Source organism: Marinilabilia rubra, from assembly GCF_003121985.1.
Classification (GTDB): domain Bacteria; phylum Bacteroidota; class Bacteroidia; order Bacteroidales; family Marinilabiliaceae; genus Marinilabilia; species Marinilabilia rubra.
On record NZ_QEWP01000003.1, the window covers coordinates 313,480 to 330,776 of the forward strand.

Annotated in this window: 17 protein-coding genes; 9 read left to right on the plus strand and 8 right to left on the minus strand. The window is 42.0% G+C overall.

Annotation, left to right across the window (positions count from 1 at the left end):
• The first annotated feature begins 442 nt into the window (after positions 1 to 442).
• The 5 genes from DDZ16_RS05750 (at position 443) to DDZ16_RS05770 (ending at position 3,728) form a co-directional block, all read left to right on the plus strand.
• On the plus strand, positions 443 to 1,255 hold the full coding sequence (locus tag DDZ16_RS05750) for an ABC transporter ATP-binding protein (RefSeq protein WP_109263474.1): 813 nt from the start codon (positions 443 to 445) through the stop codon (positions 1,253 to 1,255).
• A 72-nt stretch (positions 1,256 to 1,327) separates the two neighbouring features.
• Positions 1,328 to 2,101, plus strand: coding sequence for a hypothetical protein (locus DDZ16_RS05755; protein ID WP_109263475.1), 774 nt, complete (start codon positions 1,328 to 1,330; stop codon positions 2,099 to 2,101).
• Positions 2,101 to 2,466, plus strand: a complete 366-nt coding sequence (locus tag DDZ16_RS05760; RefSeq protein ID WP_109263476.1) for a GntR family transcriptional regulator — start codon at positions 2,101 to 2,103, stop codon at positions 2,464 to 2,466. The genes DDZ16_RS05755 and DDZ16_RS05760 overlap by 1 nt, the downstream gene beginning before the upstream one ends.
• Positions 2,463 to 3,146: a hypothetical protein gene (locus DDZ16_RS05765; protein ID WP_109263477.1), complete on the plus strand. Its 684-nt coding sequence runs from the start codon at positions 2,463 to 2,465 to the stop codon at positions 3,144 to 3,146. Before DDZ16_RS05760 ends, DDZ16_RS05765 begins: the two co-directional genes overlap by 4 nt.
• 21 nt (positions 3,147 to 3,167) lie before the next feature.
• Complete coding sequence (locus DDZ16_RS05770) at positions 3,168 to 3,728, plus strand: hypothetical protein (RefSeq protein ID WP_109263478.1); 561 nt, start codon at positions 3,168 to 3,170, stop codon at positions 3,726 to 3,728.
• Between the two features lie 107 nt (positions 3,729 to 3,835).
• On the opposite strand, the gene DDZ16_RS05775 is transcribed toward DDZ16_RS05770, so the two are convergent.
• From DDZ16_RS05775 to DDZ16_RS05785, 3 genes are all read right to left on the minus strand, one after another.
• A complete protein-coding gene (locus tag DDZ16_RS05775; RefSeq protein WP_109263479.1) occupies positions 3,836 to 4,975 on the minus strand; it encodes a hypothetical protein in 1,140 nt (379 codons plus the stop codon).
• A gap of 82 nt (positions 4,976 to 5,057) precedes the next feature.
• Positions 5,058 to 5,942 (minus strand): cation diffusion facilitator family transporter, encoded by an 885-nt coding sequence (locus tag DDZ16_RS05780; protein ID WP_109263480.1) that lies wholly within the window; start codon positions 5,940 to 5,942, stop codon positions 5,058 to 5,060.
• 119 nt (positions 5,943 to 6,061) lie between these two features.
• Positions 6,062 to 6,859, minus strand: a complete 798-nt coding sequence (locus DDZ16_RS05785; protein ID WP_198416678.1) for a cation transporter — start codon at positions 6,857 to 6,859, stop codon at positions 6,062 to 6,064.
• A gap of 179 nt (positions 6,860 to 7,038) precedes the next feature.
• Between DDZ16_RS05785 and DDZ16_RS05790 the strand changes: the two genes are divergently transcribed.
• Positions 7,039 to 7,272, plus strand: coding sequence for an addiction module protein (locus DDZ16_RS05790; protein ID WP_109263482.1), 234 nt, complete (start codon positions 7,039 to 7,041; stop codon positions 7,270 to 7,272).
• A gap of 299 nt (positions 7,273 to 7,571) precedes the next feature.
• Complete coding sequence (locus tag DDZ16_RS05800) at positions 7,572 to 8,015, plus strand: YqaA family protein (protein ID WP_109263484.1); 444 nt, start codon at positions 7,572 to 7,574, stop codon at positions 8,013 to 8,015.
• A 424-nt stretch (positions 8,016 to 8,439) separates the two neighbouring features.
• On the opposite strand, the gene DDZ16_RS05805 is transcribed toward DDZ16_RS05800, so the two are convergent.
• Positions 8,440 to 8,928: a CAP domain-containing protein gene (locus DDZ16_RS05805; protein WP_109263485.1), complete on the minus strand. Its 489-nt coding sequence runs from the start codon at positions 8,926 to 8,928 to the stop codon at positions 8,440 to 8,442.
• A gap of 145 nt (positions 8,929 to 9,073) precedes the next feature.
• A complete protein-coding gene (locus tag DDZ16_RS05810) occupies positions 9,074 to 10,381 on the minus strand; it encodes an MFS transporter (protein WP_109263486.1) in 1,308 nt (435 codons plus the stop codon).
• Between the two features lie 816 nt (positions 10,382 to 11,197).
• On the opposite strand from DDZ16_RS05810, the gene DDZ16_RS05820 reads away from it, so the two are divergent.
• Positions 11,198 to 11,776 carry an FMN-binding protein gene (locus DDZ16_RS05820; protein ID WP_109263488.1) on the plus strand — a complete coding sequence of 193 codons (579 nt, stop codon included), beginning with the start codon at positions 11,198 to 11,200 and terminating at the stop codon, positions 11,774 to 11,776.
• Between the two features lie 110 nt (positions 11,777 to 11,886).
• Here DDZ16_RS05820 and DDZ16_RS05825 read toward each other — a convergent pair whose 3' ends face one another.
• Complete coding sequence (locus tag DDZ16_RS05825; RefSeq protein ID WP_109263489.1) at positions 11,887 to 13,557, minus strand: formate--tetrahydrofolate ligase; 1,671 nt, start codon at positions 13,555 to 13,557, stop codon at positions 11,887 to 11,889.
• Positions 13,558 to 13,949: 392 nt separating this feature from the next.
• Here DDZ16_RS05825 and DDZ16_RS05830 point away from each other — a divergent pair, with 392 nt between their 5' ends.
• Positions 13,950 to 15,980 (plus strand): thioredoxin domain-containing protein, encoded by a 2,031-nt coding sequence (locus tag DDZ16_RS05830; RefSeq protein WP_109263490.1) that lies wholly within the window; start codon positions 13,950 to 13,952, stop codon positions 15,978 to 15,980.
• Between the two features lie 302 nt (positions 15,981 to 16,282).
• Here the strand turns inward: DDZ16_RS05830 and DDZ16_RS05835 are convergent, their stop codons facing one another.
• Positions 16,283 to 16,495 carry a YgaP family membrane protein gene (locus DDZ16_RS05835; protein WP_109263591.1) on the minus strand — a complete coding sequence of 71 codons (213 nt, stop codon included), beginning with the start codon at positions 16,493 to 16,495 and terminating at the stop codon, positions 16,283 to 16,285.
• Between the two features lie 572 nt (positions 16,496 to 17,067).
• Positions 17,068 to 17,238 carry a hypothetical protein gene (locus DDZ16_RS20705; RefSeq protein WP_158275614.1) on the minus strand — a complete coding sequence of 57 codons (171 nt, stop codon included), beginning with the start codon at positions 17,236 to 17,238 and terminating at the stop codon, positions 17,068 to 17,070.
• Between the last annotated feature and the right edge of the window lie 59 nt (positions 17,239 to 17,297).

Here is a 17,297-nt window from a genome sequence, read left to right on the forward strand (position 1 = left end):
CTCAACATGGAGTAAGAACGCGAGACAATCCCTCAATAGCGGGGCATAGTCGAGCAGCTGCTACGTTGAATTAAATCGGTAGTTTGCAATTACAAGCGAAAGAAGTCGTCGGCGGACTCTTATTGCAAAACGACTACGTTGCAGGCTTCGGTGATCAGACTAGAAGAAATACTATAGACCTGCAAAAATAATCTTTTGGCTCAAAAGAAAACTTAACTTAAATCCATTAATTTTTAGCGTCTTCACGAGCCTAACAGCCATGTGATTCTGGCAAATACAAATTCACAGAACGATTCCCCACTAAATAGGCTGGCATTTTTTATTCTTCACTCTGCGAGCATAGGAATTTTTTGAAAACATTTTAGCAAAACACTTGCTAAATATAAATTCATGTCTACCTTTGTGGTGTTCTATTACACTATAACAGTAAAAAGAATTAATCATGATCCAAATCTCAAATTTAAACTTCGGCTATAGACCGACTTTCCAACTTTTTAATAATTTATCAATTACACAAGAACCGGGAAGCATAACAGGACTCCTGGGCGTAAATGGAAGTGGGAAATCCACTCTATTGAAAATTATCGCCGGACTAATTGATGCCCCCCAGGCATCAATTAAAGTAATGAACAAAGCTCCTTTCAGGCGATACCCTTCATTTCTGGAAGAATTGTTTTTGGTTCCCGAAGACTTCATTCTCCCGGAAATTACCATAAGAAAATACATCAAAATAAATGCGAAATTTTACCCAAACTTTAGTCAGGAAAAACTTGAAGAGATAATATTCCAGTTCGGAATAAACACCAGGCACAAACTCACAAATTTTTCTCACGGACAAAAAAAGAAATTTCTTATTGCCTTTGCCCTCTCCACAAATTGCAAGCTACTTCTTTTCGATGAACCCACCAACGGGCTTGATATCCCCTCAAAAACCATATTCCGCCAGGTTTTGGCCAGCTCGGTAAACGAAAACCAATTGGTACTTATTTCAACTCACCAGGTAAAAGACGTTGAAAACCTCATTGATAAAATACTTATAATTAATCAGGGAAAGATAGTATTCAACCAAAGCCTTTGGGACGTTTCGGAAAAATATGCTTTCACAACTTCCACAAAACCTGAAAAAGAAAATGCCATATACCAGGAACCTTCGGCAGGTGGCGAAAAAATAATAAAACCGGGTAACGGGGCACCATCAACCGTGGATATTGAACTGCTCTTCAACGCGGTAATCCACGGTATTGACCTGAATTAGCAATTTTGACAAGTTTCTTTGTAAAACCCACAAGCCCCAACAAACCAGCACCAGACTTAAAAAAACAAAACAATGCAAAATCGAAATCAAACAATTAGCATAAAGCGTTTCGGAAAATATGCCATAAGCAGGCTCGAAATGAATTACAAAAATTTATTGATAACTGCTGCAACAGCATCTTTAATCGCGTTCTTTGTTTTATCTGTACTGATCATCTATAATCAAGGAAACTGGCATGGGGGGCACTGGGAGATCTTCCTGGTAGTTTCATTCCTTATAGGGGGGGTGCAATATATTGGGCAAGCCTTTCCAATGCTAAGAAAAAAAGAAAAAATGCTCCTTTTTTACCTGGCACCTGCATCTACATTTGAAAAATTCATTTACGAGCTTTTCGAAAGAATGGGCCTCCTCATATTGTTTTTCCCGGTTCTATTGTTCGGGACAGGAATGCTGACCATCGAAGTGACAAATCTAATACGGAATTATTTAGGTCTTCATTCAGAACTCGAACCATTATCAATCAACTATTCTTTCGAAATATTTTCACCAGGAGCTCTCAGCCAAATAATGTCAGGTATAATTCTGATACTTTCACTCATATTTGCCGGCACCTGCATGTTTCGAAAATACCCGGGAATTAAAATAGCTTTCATTTTGGGGGCCTACATAGTATTATCAAGCGTGTATGCAGAATATATTGCCGCGGAGCATTCATGGTATTCTGTTTATATCCAAAACATGGAATTAAACACAAGACGCTTGGTTTATTCTGCAACGATGCTGATAGTGGCCTTAATAGCCCTCTTGTACGGTTATTTCCGTATTAAGGAAAAGGAGGTGAAATAATGGATTTTGCCGAAACCAGAGGAATATTCCAACAAATTGCCGATAATATTTGTGACAAAATATTACAAGGTGAATTCAAAGAAAACGAAAAGATACCCTCCGTCAGACAACAAGCAGCAATAACGGGCGTTAACCAAAACACCATCATGAGAACCTATATGGAACTTCAACGAGATGAAATTATCACCAATCGCAGGGGAATAGGTTATTTTGTTGCTCCGGGAGCCCGGAAGAATATTTTGGAACACCGAAAAGAAAATTTTTTCAACGAAATACTTCCAGGCTTTATAGAAAAAGTAAAACTTCTGAATTTAGACCGTGAAGACTTAAAACCCTTGTTAGATTATCTAAACCAAAAATCATGAAATCAAGTCAAAAAATTTTAATTGTATTTTTCTCAATCATTGCCCTGTTTCACCTTTCTCTGCTTTTTGAGGTAGATAAACCCGATTTTTATGAAACACATTCGGCCAAAGAATTTAGGCCCAAACCCTTTTCTCATTTAATGATAAACGACGATGCAGTATTGATGATTGAAAAAGACACTACCCAAAATCAATTAAAATACCACTATTTAAAAAACACACAACCCGACACTTCATTCTTTTTTGTCAGAAATGACACCCTTTTTGTAAAGAATCCCCATCTAAAAGGAAAAAGTAAGGCCATCACCCTTAAATACAAGAAACTAAACAGCATAACCGCCAATAATTCACACATAAACCTTTTGAATAACCCGGACAAGAACACAGTAATAAAAAGCAGAGCCGGTGAAATAAGAATCCGCAAAAAGGATTCTCTGCAAAACCTCAACATTTCGCTTTCCCAGGAATCTCGATTGAAAGTAGAAGCCAAGTATTTAAAAACAGCCAATATCGACATGACGAATTCAAGTGCCCATTTCAATACGAGCATCGAAAACCTTAATGCCGATATCAGGAAAAACTCAAATCTTTCTGTAAAAAATGTTATTCACTCCAACATACGAAATGATGGAAGTTCCTATTTCTCTAACAAACAGGGGCATTTTAAAGCTAAGGATTAAACCACTTATATTTACCACGCTATGAAAGTATTACTAACAGCAAAACATTGGCAAATCTTCGGAGCTTTAATATTGTTTCCAATAATTACAGCTTCCATTATTTACAATTCAATTCCTTTTGAAAAAAACCCGAGTATCAGGTTCTTTATCATCCCAATAAGTATAGAATTTTTATTCCTGTTTTTCCTTACATGGGAATGGTCGGTAATAAAAAGCCTCAAAATAAACCGCTCAAATTTATCAAGGTTTTATATCACGTTGATTTCAATTTTTGCATTGTGGATTTTTCCATTGGTCATTACTTCTTTCTCTATTATGGGAGGTAAAAATGGAGTTAACGCTTTTTTTGTATCAACTCGTTCTGTATGGGGAATTCTCACATGGGGAATGGCAAGAATAATATTACTTGTATACACTTCCTATATTTGTGCAAAGACAATAAAACGGGCTAAACTAAAAGTAGGATTTCCAAATATATTCTGGTTGTTTTTACTTATAGCTCTTTTCCCATTAGGAATTTGGATTATTCAGCCTATGATTAATAATGTCACTAATCATTTCACCTTCTCAAGCAAAGAGTAATTAAAAACTACAAGTGCCAAACAAGTATCTTGCCGCTCTGTTCTGTCTCCCTCCCTTTCCAGTGAAGTTGACCAATCTAAGGTTGGGAGGCATTGGCGGTTCAGGACTTAAAAAAACTCCGCCTCAGTAACAAAAAAGCTGGGAGAAAATGTCAACTGAAGTCCCGGGGCAAAGTCAAACCGGGCATCCGGAATGTCGTAATACCCTTCGAAAAGAAAAGAGAACTTGATTTTTTTGAGAAAAATACGGTTGTAGGCCACTTTCATGGTTGCGAGTTCGCGGGTGGGGATGTAAATATTGTCGCGAATCAATGAAACCGACTGGAAGTTGCCACCTCCGCGTAAGGCTATAAAATCATGACCGCGATAATAACCGGCCAACAGGTTAAAGCTGCGGGTATCGGCAGTAGCCCCAACATAAAAAGCATTTCCTGAGTTCACATCCATGGGTCCGACTTCGTTTATGTTGCGGTAGTTCATGGCATAGCCAAACACTCCCACATCATTGAAAACCCCATTTAGCTTTCGATTTACTTTTATTCCTGCAGCCAGGTTCATGGATGTTTGCACTTTCTCCACATAGTTGCTCACTTCTCCTCCGCGATGTACAGCCATCATATTTACAGGAAGTGTTATTTGCCAGGGCTGCACAGAGTCATTCAGAAGCGTTGGAGCAGCGCTCATCCCGGCTGTAAACCACTCGGGAAAATCATCGCCCTCCTGAACATACTGTTCCCAATCCACCCAAACATCCATTTTCAACCAGGGGCGATTAACCAGGAATTGAACCCCGTTCTCTACAGGTCGTGTAAACTGACGTTCGGTATCGAAAAGTGGCTCAATCACTTCGTGATGAAGGTGACCTCTCAGAGATCCCATGATAACCTCAAAGGAGGGTGACATTTTGAGGTGGGCCGAGAGAACAGGCCGTACTTTACTGTAATAATCCAGGCCACTGTATTGCTGGACAAAAAGTCCGGCACGCAGTCGAAGCTTATCTCCGGCGTAATACATCAAAGAGGGCTGAATACCATAACCAATAAGTGTATGTCCCCAGGCAAACTTGTTTTTGTATTCGTTATCTTTTACAAAGTTGAAATTGGAAACCTGGAGAAGCAGCTGATTGGCACGATGTTTTTCAAACTCCGGATAGTAGTGACGAAATTCATTTGTGAGTTGAGCGCTGGTAACCTCACTCCCAAGGAGTAATAAAACACCCACCAGATATTTCAGAAAGAATCGCGTCATAACCCTGAAAAGAATATAATTTCAAACCCAAATTTGTTCGTCCCCCCTTTATACTGCAAAACAGGAAAAAAGTTTGTCTGAATCAAATGTGATTACACTCAATGTCATTCTCTGTATGCTGTTCTACCTGAATTGTGGCATGTGAGATATCAAATTTTTTCTCTAACATGCCCTGAACACCGGCCAAAAATTGATCACCACCTCCCTCAGGAACTACCAGATGGACCGAAATAGCTGTTTTATTGGTACTCAATGCCCAAACATGAAGGTCGTGTGCATCTTCAACACCAGGATACTTATTCAACGAGTTGCGAACCTCATCGATGTCAATTTTTTTGGGTACTGCGTCAAGTGCCAGATTAATGGAATCAACAAACAACCCCCAGGTACCATATAACACAACAGCAATGATAACAAAACTCACGGCGGGGTCAATCCACTGAAGGCCGGTGGTATTGATCAGCCAGCCGGCAACAACGACTCCAAGCGAAACTGCTGCATCAGCAGCCATGTGCAGAAATGCACCTTTAATATTGAGGTCGTGCTTCTGCCCTTTCATAAATAACAATGCGGTAATGGTATTGATCACTACACCTATACCAGCTACTATCATAACACTACTTCCGGCAACCGGCTCAGGATTCTCCAGTTTAACGATGGCATCCTTAGCAATAAAAAAGACTGCAATAAACAGCAATACGGCGTTTAGGATAGAAGACAGAATGGTACTTCGCTGCAATCCGTAAGTGAATTTTCCATTGGGCTTTTTCCCGGCCAGGCGGAATGCGCCCCATGCAAAAAAGAGCCCCAACACATCGCTGGCATTGTGCCCTGCATCAGCCAAAAGGGCTGATGAATTGGCCATCAAACCGTAAAACACTTCAACGCCTACAAAAGCCAGATTTAATCCGATGCCGATCGCAAAAGCTCTTCCGCTGGTAATATGATGATGGTGTGAATGAGACATTCTATTTAGATTTTTAGATGTTAGATGATTAGAGGCTAGACGTTAGAGATTGGAAGCTGGATATTAGACAATTAAACTCCTCCTTGATCTAAAAATCTTCCATCTAAACATCTAATATTCTACTTCGATAATTTTATTATCCGGATGGCTCCCCAAACCACCAGACAAAATACAATACTTCCGGTTACCAGGTCAGGGATAGCCGATTCTGTCCAGTAAACCAAACCGGCTGAAATAATGATGCCTGTGTTAATTATAACATCATTGGAAGTACAAATCATGCTCGCTTTAACATGCTCCCCTTTACTTTTCGACTTTTGCAACAAGTATAGACTGGTTGCATTGGCAGCCAAGGCAAAAATGGAAACCACAATCATGGCACGGAAATCGGGAAAAATATCGGCTCCGGTAACGCGTCTGATGACCTCTATCAAACCCATCGTAGCCAAAGCCAGCTGAAGATAACCACTTACGGCTGCCACCCGCTTCTTGCGAACCACCAGAGCTCCAACCGCCCACAAGCTTAAACCATAAACAAACGCATCCGCCAACATGTCCAGGGAATCCGCAACCAACCCCATCGAACCTGAAAGAAGGCCGGCAATCATTTCACCAACAAAAAATGCCGCATTGATGATTAGAACAGCCCAAAGCATTTTACGTTCGCGAGAAAGATCTTCTATTTCAAAGGCATCCACTTCCACATCAGACACCGACTTAAGCTTTCCTCCCATATTCAGAGACTCGATCAGTGGGGTTATTTCTTCTCCATCACCTTCATGTATAACGTCTAGCTGACGACCATCTAAATCAAACTCTAAATGCTTAACTCCGGGAACTTCCTCCATTTTCATACGAATAATCCGCTCTTCTGAAGGACAATCCATTCCTGGTATTTTATAGCATAATTTCTTCATGTGGCCAAAATTAGAAACAAAACATTAAAAGAGAACCAATTTTCGCTCCGGATGGTTTAAAATACCAACAATTGGGGATGACCAACAAAGTAAGAAGTTGAACAAGCAGAAGGAGAAAAAAATTGCTGCAGGCATAGAAAGTTGCTATCTTTGAAAAAGAAATCAACACAAAGGCTATTATGCATCTCCAATACATTCCGGACAAAGAGGGTAAAACAGCGGGGGTTTTCATCCCCATTAAGGACTGGGAAAAACTAAAGTCTAAATATAAAGAACTGGAAAAGGAAGAATCATCCTCATTTGAAATTCCGGATTGGCATAAAAACATTCTTGACGAAAGACTTAAAATGCTTGAAAAAGATCCCGATAATCTAATTAACTGGGAGGAAGCAAAGAAAAATTTCAACCTTTAAAATGCCCTATTCTCTTAAAATCCAACCACAGGTTTTTGCTGAATTGCAGGAGGCATCTGAGTTTTACAATAAACAGCAGCCCGGTTTGGGAAACAGATTTATCAGAACCATAGATAAAGAGTTCAAAAACCTTCAGAAATTTCCCTGGTTTCAAATTCGCTACAAGACCATAAGATGCAAGCCAGTTAAAAAATTCCCATAGCTCATTCACTATCTTGTTAGAGAAGGTGAATTAGAAATCATTATTGTAGGTGTAATAAATAACTGGAAAAAGCCAGATAAAAGGTTCAAATAAGTTTATGTGGACAGACCTCGGATACCTTGGCCTTTTTCTGGCCAGTTTTTTAGCAGCTACAGTAATACCTTTTAGCTCGGAGTTTGTCCTCAGTGGTATGCTGGCAGCCGGTGGCGATCCTGTATTGAGTCTCATTACTGCAACCACGGGCAACTGGTTGGGCGGACTTACTTCCTACTACATTGGCTGGCTGGGTAAATACGAATGGATCGAGAAATACCTGCGAATCCCAAAATCAAAACTTGAGAAGTGGCATGATAAAGTTTCCGGGCGAGAGTGGTGGATTGCCCTGTTTTGCTGGCTGCCGGGGATAGGAGATATTCTTGCGGTAATGCTGGGACTTCTGAAAAGTAATTTTTGGTTATCTGCAACCGGAATGCTTGTGGGAAAGGCTTTGCGCTATGTGGTTTGGAGCTTGTTGACTTTGGAGGTGATTTCGAATATTTGAAGGTAGGATGGTGGAAAGGTTGAAGGGTACCAAGGGTTAAGATTTGGATTGCAAAGGCAGGCAAAGCTTTAATAATGTAACATACTCAGCCTTTAACCCGGAAGAATATAAACAAGAGGCAGGGAGGCACGGCCGGGCGTCTTTTCTTTGTTTTTAAGGCTCAATACTCCGTTAAACTTTTATAAGGCACTTGTAGTCAGTTATTTATATCTAAACGACTATTTGTACTAAGGTGCAGATTTTCAATATCATACGATTCATCTTATGTCTAAAAATCTAACGATCTATTGTAAGGCTTAGAGGGCCTCCTTTTATATGAACATTGGGATGCACACTTATTCTGGTTTCATCCTTTCCTATGAGTTCTTCTTTTTACTCACGTTGCAGTACCATCCAACCATTTCACCTTTCCACCATCCACCTCTCACTCTCTTGGTGCCCCAAAAACCTGCACCCAATATTTGCCGTCGTGTGACAGAGCCGCACCCATTTCCGTGAATTCCCCATTCATAATATTACTACAGTGCCCAGGGCTATCGAGCCACCCTTTAACCACTTCACTCACAGAAGGGGGCCCCATGGCTACGTTTTCTCCAACAGTGCGCCACAGAAAATCTTCCCGCTCAACCCGGTCAACCACCGAGGATTTATCCGATCCGGTATGAGCAAAAAAGTCATTAGTAGCCATATCATCGGCGTGCTTTTGGGCCGCTTTGGCAAGTTTCTCATTCCACTCAAGTGGTTCAACAGCATCATGCCTGGTGCCCCCACAGCGTCTCTTTTCCAGACGGGCCTCATTGACCAGTTCCAGCATTTCCTGTTGATCGAACTCAACTGTTGATTCCTCCGGACCTTGCGCAGAAACAAAAGTGACTGTCATTATAAGCAGTATGGCAAAAACAAGATTCTTCATAATTGCATTTTTAAAGTTTAATAATCCCGAAGAAAAGCCCCCGTCCAACCCTAAGGCGTTACCATTGGGCTAAGATTAGCTGTCCTTTCAGCCCGAGAAAGATTCAGGAATAAATGCGGATATTCATTAAAAGTCTTTGATCCCATCAACTCTTCTGGGGATTATTGGCTTTCAGCGATCCGATAAATACAATTATTACAAAACCTATACCAAGCCATCCCATGGAAGTGTAGGAGTTGAAAAAGCTCTTGGATAAACTGAACAGAAACGGGGCCAATGCACTGGCAAATACCAACATTGCCATGGCACGACCTGATATGGCTCCCAAATGCTTTCTGCCATAAAGATTAGGCCATGTAACGGAGTTGAGCACAGCAAATAAACCGCCGCTTATTCCGGCTCCGGCTATTACCAGCCACAAGCCCCAGCCATCAAAAAGCCCAACCATGCCAATTACCCAAATGAATGCTCCTCCAATCATTACAAATAGTAGCTTCTTCAAAGGCATCATATCGCTCAGGAAGTTAAAAAGAAGCGACACCCCTACATTGATGATAGAAATTGGAAGAAAAACGGCTACGGCCTCTTCCCGATCCAGGCCTGCTGAAGTGAAGATATCAACCATATGAAACGACAATCCTGTAATAAAGAAGGAATTGAAAGATAACATCATGGAATACATCCAGAAAGCCCTTGTGGAGAATGCCTCTTTAGGCTCAAACTGCTTCATTTCCGGACGCGGTTTGCGGGCTGCTTTTTTACTGCCCGATTTTCCATCAGGAACTAAACCATATTGTTCCGGGTTATCGCGGTAAGTAATCCACATAAAAACGGCAATCACCACGATCGCCAAAGCAAGAAAACGCCAGGCTCCGGCCCAGTCCCATTGACGAATAAGCATGTCAAACACCAGCGGAGAACTGGAAAATCCAAGGGAAATACTGATACTTACAAAGGCATTGATGCGCCCCCTGTAATGATCAAACCATTTCATTATCATGTTGCGCGAAGCCATGGTTAAAACACCCTGACCGCTGAATCGCAGCATGAAGAAAAGCACCACCATCACAGCAAAAGGAACCAGCCAATGGTGAAAACCAGTAACCGTGACAATGCCTGAACTTATTACATTTGAAAAAGAGCTTAAAATAAGTGTGGTGGCTAGCAAAAAGGCTGAGATAACCCCAACCTCACGAGCTCCCCGGCGATCGAACCACCGACCGGCTTTTCCCAACAGAAGTGAGCTCACAAAAGTCCCTACCATATAGGCAGCACTAAACTGATCACGGGTCAGTCCAAGAGCATCTTTTACAGGATCAGTAAACGCAGACACCCCGATGGTTTGGCCCGGAACACTGGCCCAAATCCCGATGGTTCCCATAAAAGCCACCACATACCCGTAAAAAAACGGCCACCTGGCCGGATGCAAGTTTTGTACCTTTTTCTTTCCCATAATCCGGCAAAGTTACCAATAATGCCCCCTTAAGAATAATTCCCTGTCACAAAAGCTATAAAAAAATGTGAAGGAGTATTTTGACAGATGATCATATTAACAGGCAGAAGACTGAATTTTGTTAATGAACCAATTAAGAAACATTGGTTTCTACCAATACTTCGTACCTGCTTCACTCAGGTTGTTATTGCCTGAGTTTTTCTACCGATATTCCGTCCCTCCGGGACTTTTGATGATAGGGGTTAACCTGGCTCCTTGCCTTGTCAGCTATAGAGCATCGTCAACCACTTTTCCATCTCCCCCTTCCAGCAAAATGTCGTACCTACTGCACTTTTTAATACCCGGGGAACTGCATCTTTTTTGGACAAATTCGCATCGCCCAGGTTGTGTGAAAAATGGTTCTGCAATTACTTTCAGAACAACAAACGCAATCTTTCTAACAAAAGATACTTTGCGCCATCGCGTCTTTGTATTTGCAATTTAACAGAGTAAAACAATAAGGGTTTTTTACAATTCCTTTGTCTATATTAGGAGCTGCTGAAAAAGTCAAAAGGGCAGAATTTACAAGCCGCCCAATCGAAAGAGTATTGAAATACTTCGAGATTGAGGCGGTGAAGTAAATTTTGTTCTTTTGATTAGCCAATTTCATATAATCAAGTGCAAAGAAATTCGAGTATATTGTGAAATAAGCTTGCACTTAAGTATTTGTTGAGAGGGTTTAAGGTTTTAATAGCAAGTTAAATATGCGTTTTTCAACGCTCCCTATATTAGCGAAGAAACATTTTCTTCTCACATCCATTTACAAAACACTCATCCATGAAAAAAACATCTATCATTTTTATTCTTGCCTTGTCAGCATTTATTATTCCGGCATGTCAAACGGCCCAGAAAGCGGACATTGATATCATAAAAAAATTCAAGCCCGAAGACAAATACTTCAAGTCTTCACTGATGAGTTTACACTTCATCATAGAAACCTCCTCCATTGAGAGGATCGATTCCACTTTTAATCAAATTATGGATGCGTACCAGCTTCCTTCTTCTGCAAGGGGTGTTCCTGATGGCAGTTACAGTGCTGCCTCTCCGGCAGATGCATTTGATTACCAACATGTGGTCTCCATCACTGTTAAGGATGAAAAAATCACTTCGGTGGATTACAACGAAATCAAGCATAAAGGCACAGGAAAGCAGGAAGATTCAATCTATTGCAAGGAGATGGAACCTGCGGGAACAACTCCGGCTATTGCGTACCCATTAATGGAAGATCAACTGCTGGAAGAACAGGATATAATGAAGATAGATGCTGTTTCAGGAGCCACCTACTCCCTTTATCGAATGCGGTATGCTTTGACCATGGCATTAATGAAGGCCAGGATTGAAAACAGCCAGAAGTAGGTTCAGGCAGAAGGCAGTTGGGCTCATTATTCATTGATTGTTTAAAACTAATAAAAAACGCTCATCTCACCATTCTGCCCTTTTACCATTCCACCCTTCTACCCTTTTTCCTAAAATAGTCCTGAGATAACACCATCATCATCAATGTCGATATTCTCGGCGGCCGGTTTCCCTGGAAGCCCGGGCATGCGCATGATGTTACCCGTAATGGGAACAATAAATCCGGCCCCTGCGGCAATTTCTATTTCACGTACCGTTACCACAAAATTTTCGGGACGTCCCAGTAATTTGGGATTATCAGACAAAGATTTCTGGGTTTTGGCAATGCAAACTGCTTTGTTATCGAGTCCCAGCTCAGCCACTACTTTCAAGTCTTTTTTGGCTTTAGCGGTATAATCAATTGCTTTAGCGCCATATATTTCCTTGGCAATGGTTTCAATCTTTTTCTCAACCGACCATTCCCAATCGTACAATGGTTGCATGGAAGAAGTGCAACTTTCAGCCGCTTCAGCTACCATCGTGGCCAATTCTTCCGCTCCTTCACCACCTTTTGCCCAAACATCTGCCACAGCAACTTTAATCCCCAGCTCCTTACACTTCTTCACGATAACCTGAATTTCCTCCTCAGTGTCGGAAACAAAACGGTTAATAGCCACCACCGGACAGATGTTGAATTTCTGCATGTTTTCCACATGCTTTTCGAGGTTTTCCAAACCCTGACGGACTGCATCCACATTTGGTGAATTCAACTCAGCTACAGACACCTCTCCATGGTATTTCAAAGCTCGTACGGTAGCTACCAGAACTGCTGCCTGAGGCTCAATACCTGCTGAAGCACATTTAATATCAAGGAATTTTTCGGCACCCAGATCAAAACCGAATCCTGCTTCAGTCACCACATAGTCTGACAATGAAAGTCCCATTTTTGTAGCCAGTACCGAGTTGGTCCCCTGAGCAATATTGGCAAAAGGGCCTCCATGTATGATGGCCGGATTTCCTTCCAGGGTCTGTACCAGATTGGGTTTGATGGCATCTTTCAGCAAAGCAGCCATGGCTCCCTGAGCATTCAGATCCCTTGCAAATACCGGTTTTTTATCGAAGGTATATCCTACAAAAATATTTCCAATCCGTTCTTTCAAGTCATGGAAATCTTCGGCCAGACAAAGAATGGCCATAATTTCGGAGGCTGCCGTAATGTTAAAACCGGTTTCACGGGGAATTCCTGAAGTTGTGCCTCCAAGGCCCACAATAGTATTCCTCAAAGAGCGGTCGTTCATATCCATCACGCGTTTCCAATGAACGGTACGGGGATCAATATTGAGTGAGCTTCCATTGTTTTGGATATTATTGTCGATCAATGCAGCCAAAAGATTGTTGGCCTTTTCTATGGCGGCGAAGTCACCCGTAAAATGAAGGTTGATATCCTCCATGGGGATGACCTGAGAATGACCTCCGCCTGTAGCACCGCCTTTTATGCCAAGTACCGGCCCCAGACTGGGCTCCCGAAGCACCACAGTGGCTTGTTTTCCAATTCGGTTTAAACCTTCACTCAATCCTATGGAAATGGTGGTCTTCCCCTCTCCTGCCGGAGTTGGGGAAATAGCTGAAACCAATATCAGCTTTCGATTCTTTATCTTTTCTGAATCAATCAAAGAAAGTGGTAATTTAGCTTTGTACTTTCCATAAAGTTCCAGATTGTCATCTGAGATTCCCAGTTTATGAGCTATCTTCTGAATGGGATTAATCTCCGCCCTCCGGGCAATTTCTATATCACTTGACATATTCTATTGGTTTATTGAGTTTTTAAAAAACCGACACGCCATTATATCGAACAAAAAAACAAACATGAATATATATAGAATTCTCGTAATGTCCAAGATCATTAATCAGTGAACTCCCTGCCATACTCCTCCCCGGCTTTCCATCAATCTACAGGGAAACACTTAAGCGGTTAAATCTGTTGTACCTCATAGGAATAGATCGTTAGATTTTTAGATACCTGCCTGACGGCAGTCGGGTAAGATTTAATACAAACCATATAGCACTAATAAACAACACCTTAAAGCAACCATACACGTAATTATTAAAAGTTAATTTATAGCCTTTTTCAAAAGTTTAACTGAGTTCCGTCAAAGAGTTTTAATATTAAATTTCATTTTAACACCCTGCAGATATGAGCAATCAATCACATACCAATCCGCTTATTCACGAGTCGTCTCCATATCTTTTACAGCACGCTCACAATCCGGTGGAGTGGCATCCCTGGAACCAAACGGTGCTGGACAAAGCACGCAAAGAGGACAAACTAATTTTGGTGAGCATTGGTTACTCTGCTTGCCACTGGTGCCATGTTATGGCTCATGAATGCTTTGAAGCCCCTGAAGTGGCAGGTCTTATGAATCAGCATTTCGTCTGCATCAAAGTGGACCGGGAGGAGCGACCTGATGTGGACCACTTTTTCATGACCGCGGTTCAGCTAATGGGCATTCAGGGTGGATGGCCGCTTAATGTGGTCACATTGCCTGATGGACAACCATTCTGGGGCGGCACCTACTTCCCCAAACCTCAATGGATGGAAGTGCTCCAAAAAATCGAGCAGATATTCATTCAGGACAGGGAGAAGCTAACCCACCATGCCCATAATCTAACAACTGGCATACAGCAGGCTTCGCTTATACAGTCTGAAAAGTCGGATGACATTAACGTATCGGACATCCTAAATAATGCGACAGAAGCCTGGAGTCCGCAATGGGACAATGAATGGGGCGGATCGAAAGGAAAGCCCAAATTCCCCATGCCGGTGAATCTTAACTTCCTGCTTCACCTCAACTACCATACCCCGGACGATTCATACCGCGGTTTTCTGGAAACTACGCTTCAAAAAATGGCACGCGGTGGCATATATGACCAGATTGGCGGAGGGTTTGCACGATATTCTGTTGATGAGTTTTGGAAAGTCCCCCATTTCGAAAAAATGCTTTACGACAACGCTCAGTTGATTGGATTATATGCTGATGCCTATGCAGCATTTCAAAAAGAGGAATACAAAACAGTGGTTGAAGAGACAGTTGCCTTTGTTAAACGGGAATTAATGCATCCTTCAGGGGCTTTTTTCTCTGCTCTGGATGCCGACAGCGATGGCGAAGAAGGCAAATATTACACCTGGACAGAACCGACGCTTCTCAACATGCTCGGGAAAGACTTTCCGCTTTTTGCAGATTATTTCAACATCAATGAAAAAGGTTACTGGGAAAACTGCCAATACATTCTGATGCGTGCAGAGAGTGATCCCGAATTTGCCCAAAAACACAACCTGTCTTTGGAAGAACTTCACAAGAAGCTACAAGAGTGGAAAGAGTTGTTGTTCAATAAAAGAGAAGAGCGTTTGCGCCCCGGATTGGATGATAAAACAGTCACCTCATGGAATGCACTGATGATTTCAGGACTATGCAAGGCTTACAAAGCTCTTGGTGAGCATCTCTATAAAGATTTGGCAGAGAAAAACGGAGAGTTTGTTGAGCGTGAATTATTGTCAGACGATGGAAGCTTAAAGCACATCTGGAAGGATGGAAGACCTTCAATTAATGGTTTTATGGAGGACTATGCTTCGGTAACATCGGCTTTTATTGCCTTGTATGAAATCTCGGGAAACGAAGGCTGGATAGAAAAAGCGGAATCCATAGTTAAATATGCCAATGATCACTTCCTGGATGAAGAAAGCGGGCATTATACTTTTATGGAACAAGATCAGGAAGAGTTGCCATCCATCCATTACGAAACTCAGGATAATGTCATTCCTTCTGCCAATGCAATGATGGGACATGCGCTTTTCAAACTGGCTGCTCTGACCGACAATAACACCGACCATCAGGTTGCTGAAAATATGCTGAATACCATGCTTCCCAAATTTGAAAAATACCCGTGGGGCTTTGCACACTGGGGCAGTCTGATGCTAACGGTTCACAAAACTTCTTTTGAAGTGGTGGTCTCAGCCAACAAGCCTGAAGCCACCCTCAGCGAGCTACAGAAAAAATATCTTCCCAATGTTCTCTGGGCACCTTTCAAACCAGAAGGTTCCGGAAAATTGAGCATTACAAATGGACGTAGGTCAGACGGTGAAACCACGATTTATGTTTGCTCTGAAGGAGCATGTCAATTGCCGGTACATTCGGTTGAGGAAGCGGAAAAATTGTTGGATGGGTAGGTGAACCTATTTTAAGGTATTTCAGGTCATTGAAATTTTTACAACAGAGGACGCAGGGAGACGCGGAGAGATTTTTTGTTGGAAATATGGAGCTTTCATGGTCCTCTTTCGGAGTAAACCAATGACATTCGCCACCTTCGGAGTCGGTCAACATTCTGCAATTTGCCTTCTATAAACATGAGAGACCTTCGGCCTCCGGATATTTAAGGAGTTAAGCCCCAACCTTGACCCTGGAGGTGGTCACATATTTATAGAAACCCAGCCTTACCGGTAATGCCAAACCCCGAAGGTGGTCCTACCCCTCACTCCTCTGGTTCCTTTTTACAAGTGTTCATTCCCACCAGAGAATAAAGGCCACAGATTCTGAAGGCTGCTGTCAACAATAAAACAATTGCCAAAATCAGGAAAATGGTGCCGGTAGTTCCCGTAACAACACCGGAGAAATAAAGAATAGCCAAAATGGCTGCGATTACAATTCGGATCACCCGATCCAACGGGCCAACGTTCTTTTTCATGGCGATGGTTTTTTGTTTATTCAAATGTATTTCTTTAATAAACAAACAACAAAGTGCTTTGGTTGTCATTCATGCTTTTGGGGATAAATATGGGTGGAAGGTGAGATGGTAGATTGGTTTAATGGCAATAAGATGTGACGACGCTTTATAGTTGAAAGAAAATGAAGGAAGGAGCCAGATTACCCGCTGTCTTCAAAAGTCCCGGAGGGACGAAATATCGGTAGAAATAAAATGGAAGTTATAAATGAGTGCCGTAGGTACAGAATGAGGATTTTTCTATCCGGGATCCGCGACAAAAAACCTTTACGCTTTAACCTACAGATATTTATAGATTGTAAAGGCTGTAGTTTAAAATGGCGATTTTATTGAATTCCACCAATGCCTTCCTGGCGGTAAGCAGGGCAGACATGGGGGCAAATTTAAATAACCCCGGGCACACCTGCCAGGGGTGAATATATGGATATGATTAGTTTTTGGATGAGGCCAACATCCTATAAACCACTACAGTACCCGGAACAGTTGGCCTCTTATCAGGAACGTACAAGAAACATCGAACACTTGAAAAGCCCCCCTCATACAGAAGAACCTCCCTGTCGCTGAAAGCGGCGAATCCGAATAACCCTCCCGAATTTGTCGGGACAGGCTCTGGCGAAAGTCCCGGGGATTGGATGCACTATCTCCCCTAAGATCCCTGATAAGGGGTCAACATCCTCCAGCTCTTTTGCAGGTCGAGCTCTTTGCATCTTGATCCCTGTTAGTTAACTTAATCAATCAGGAAAAAGGTATCCTCGATCTTAATTCA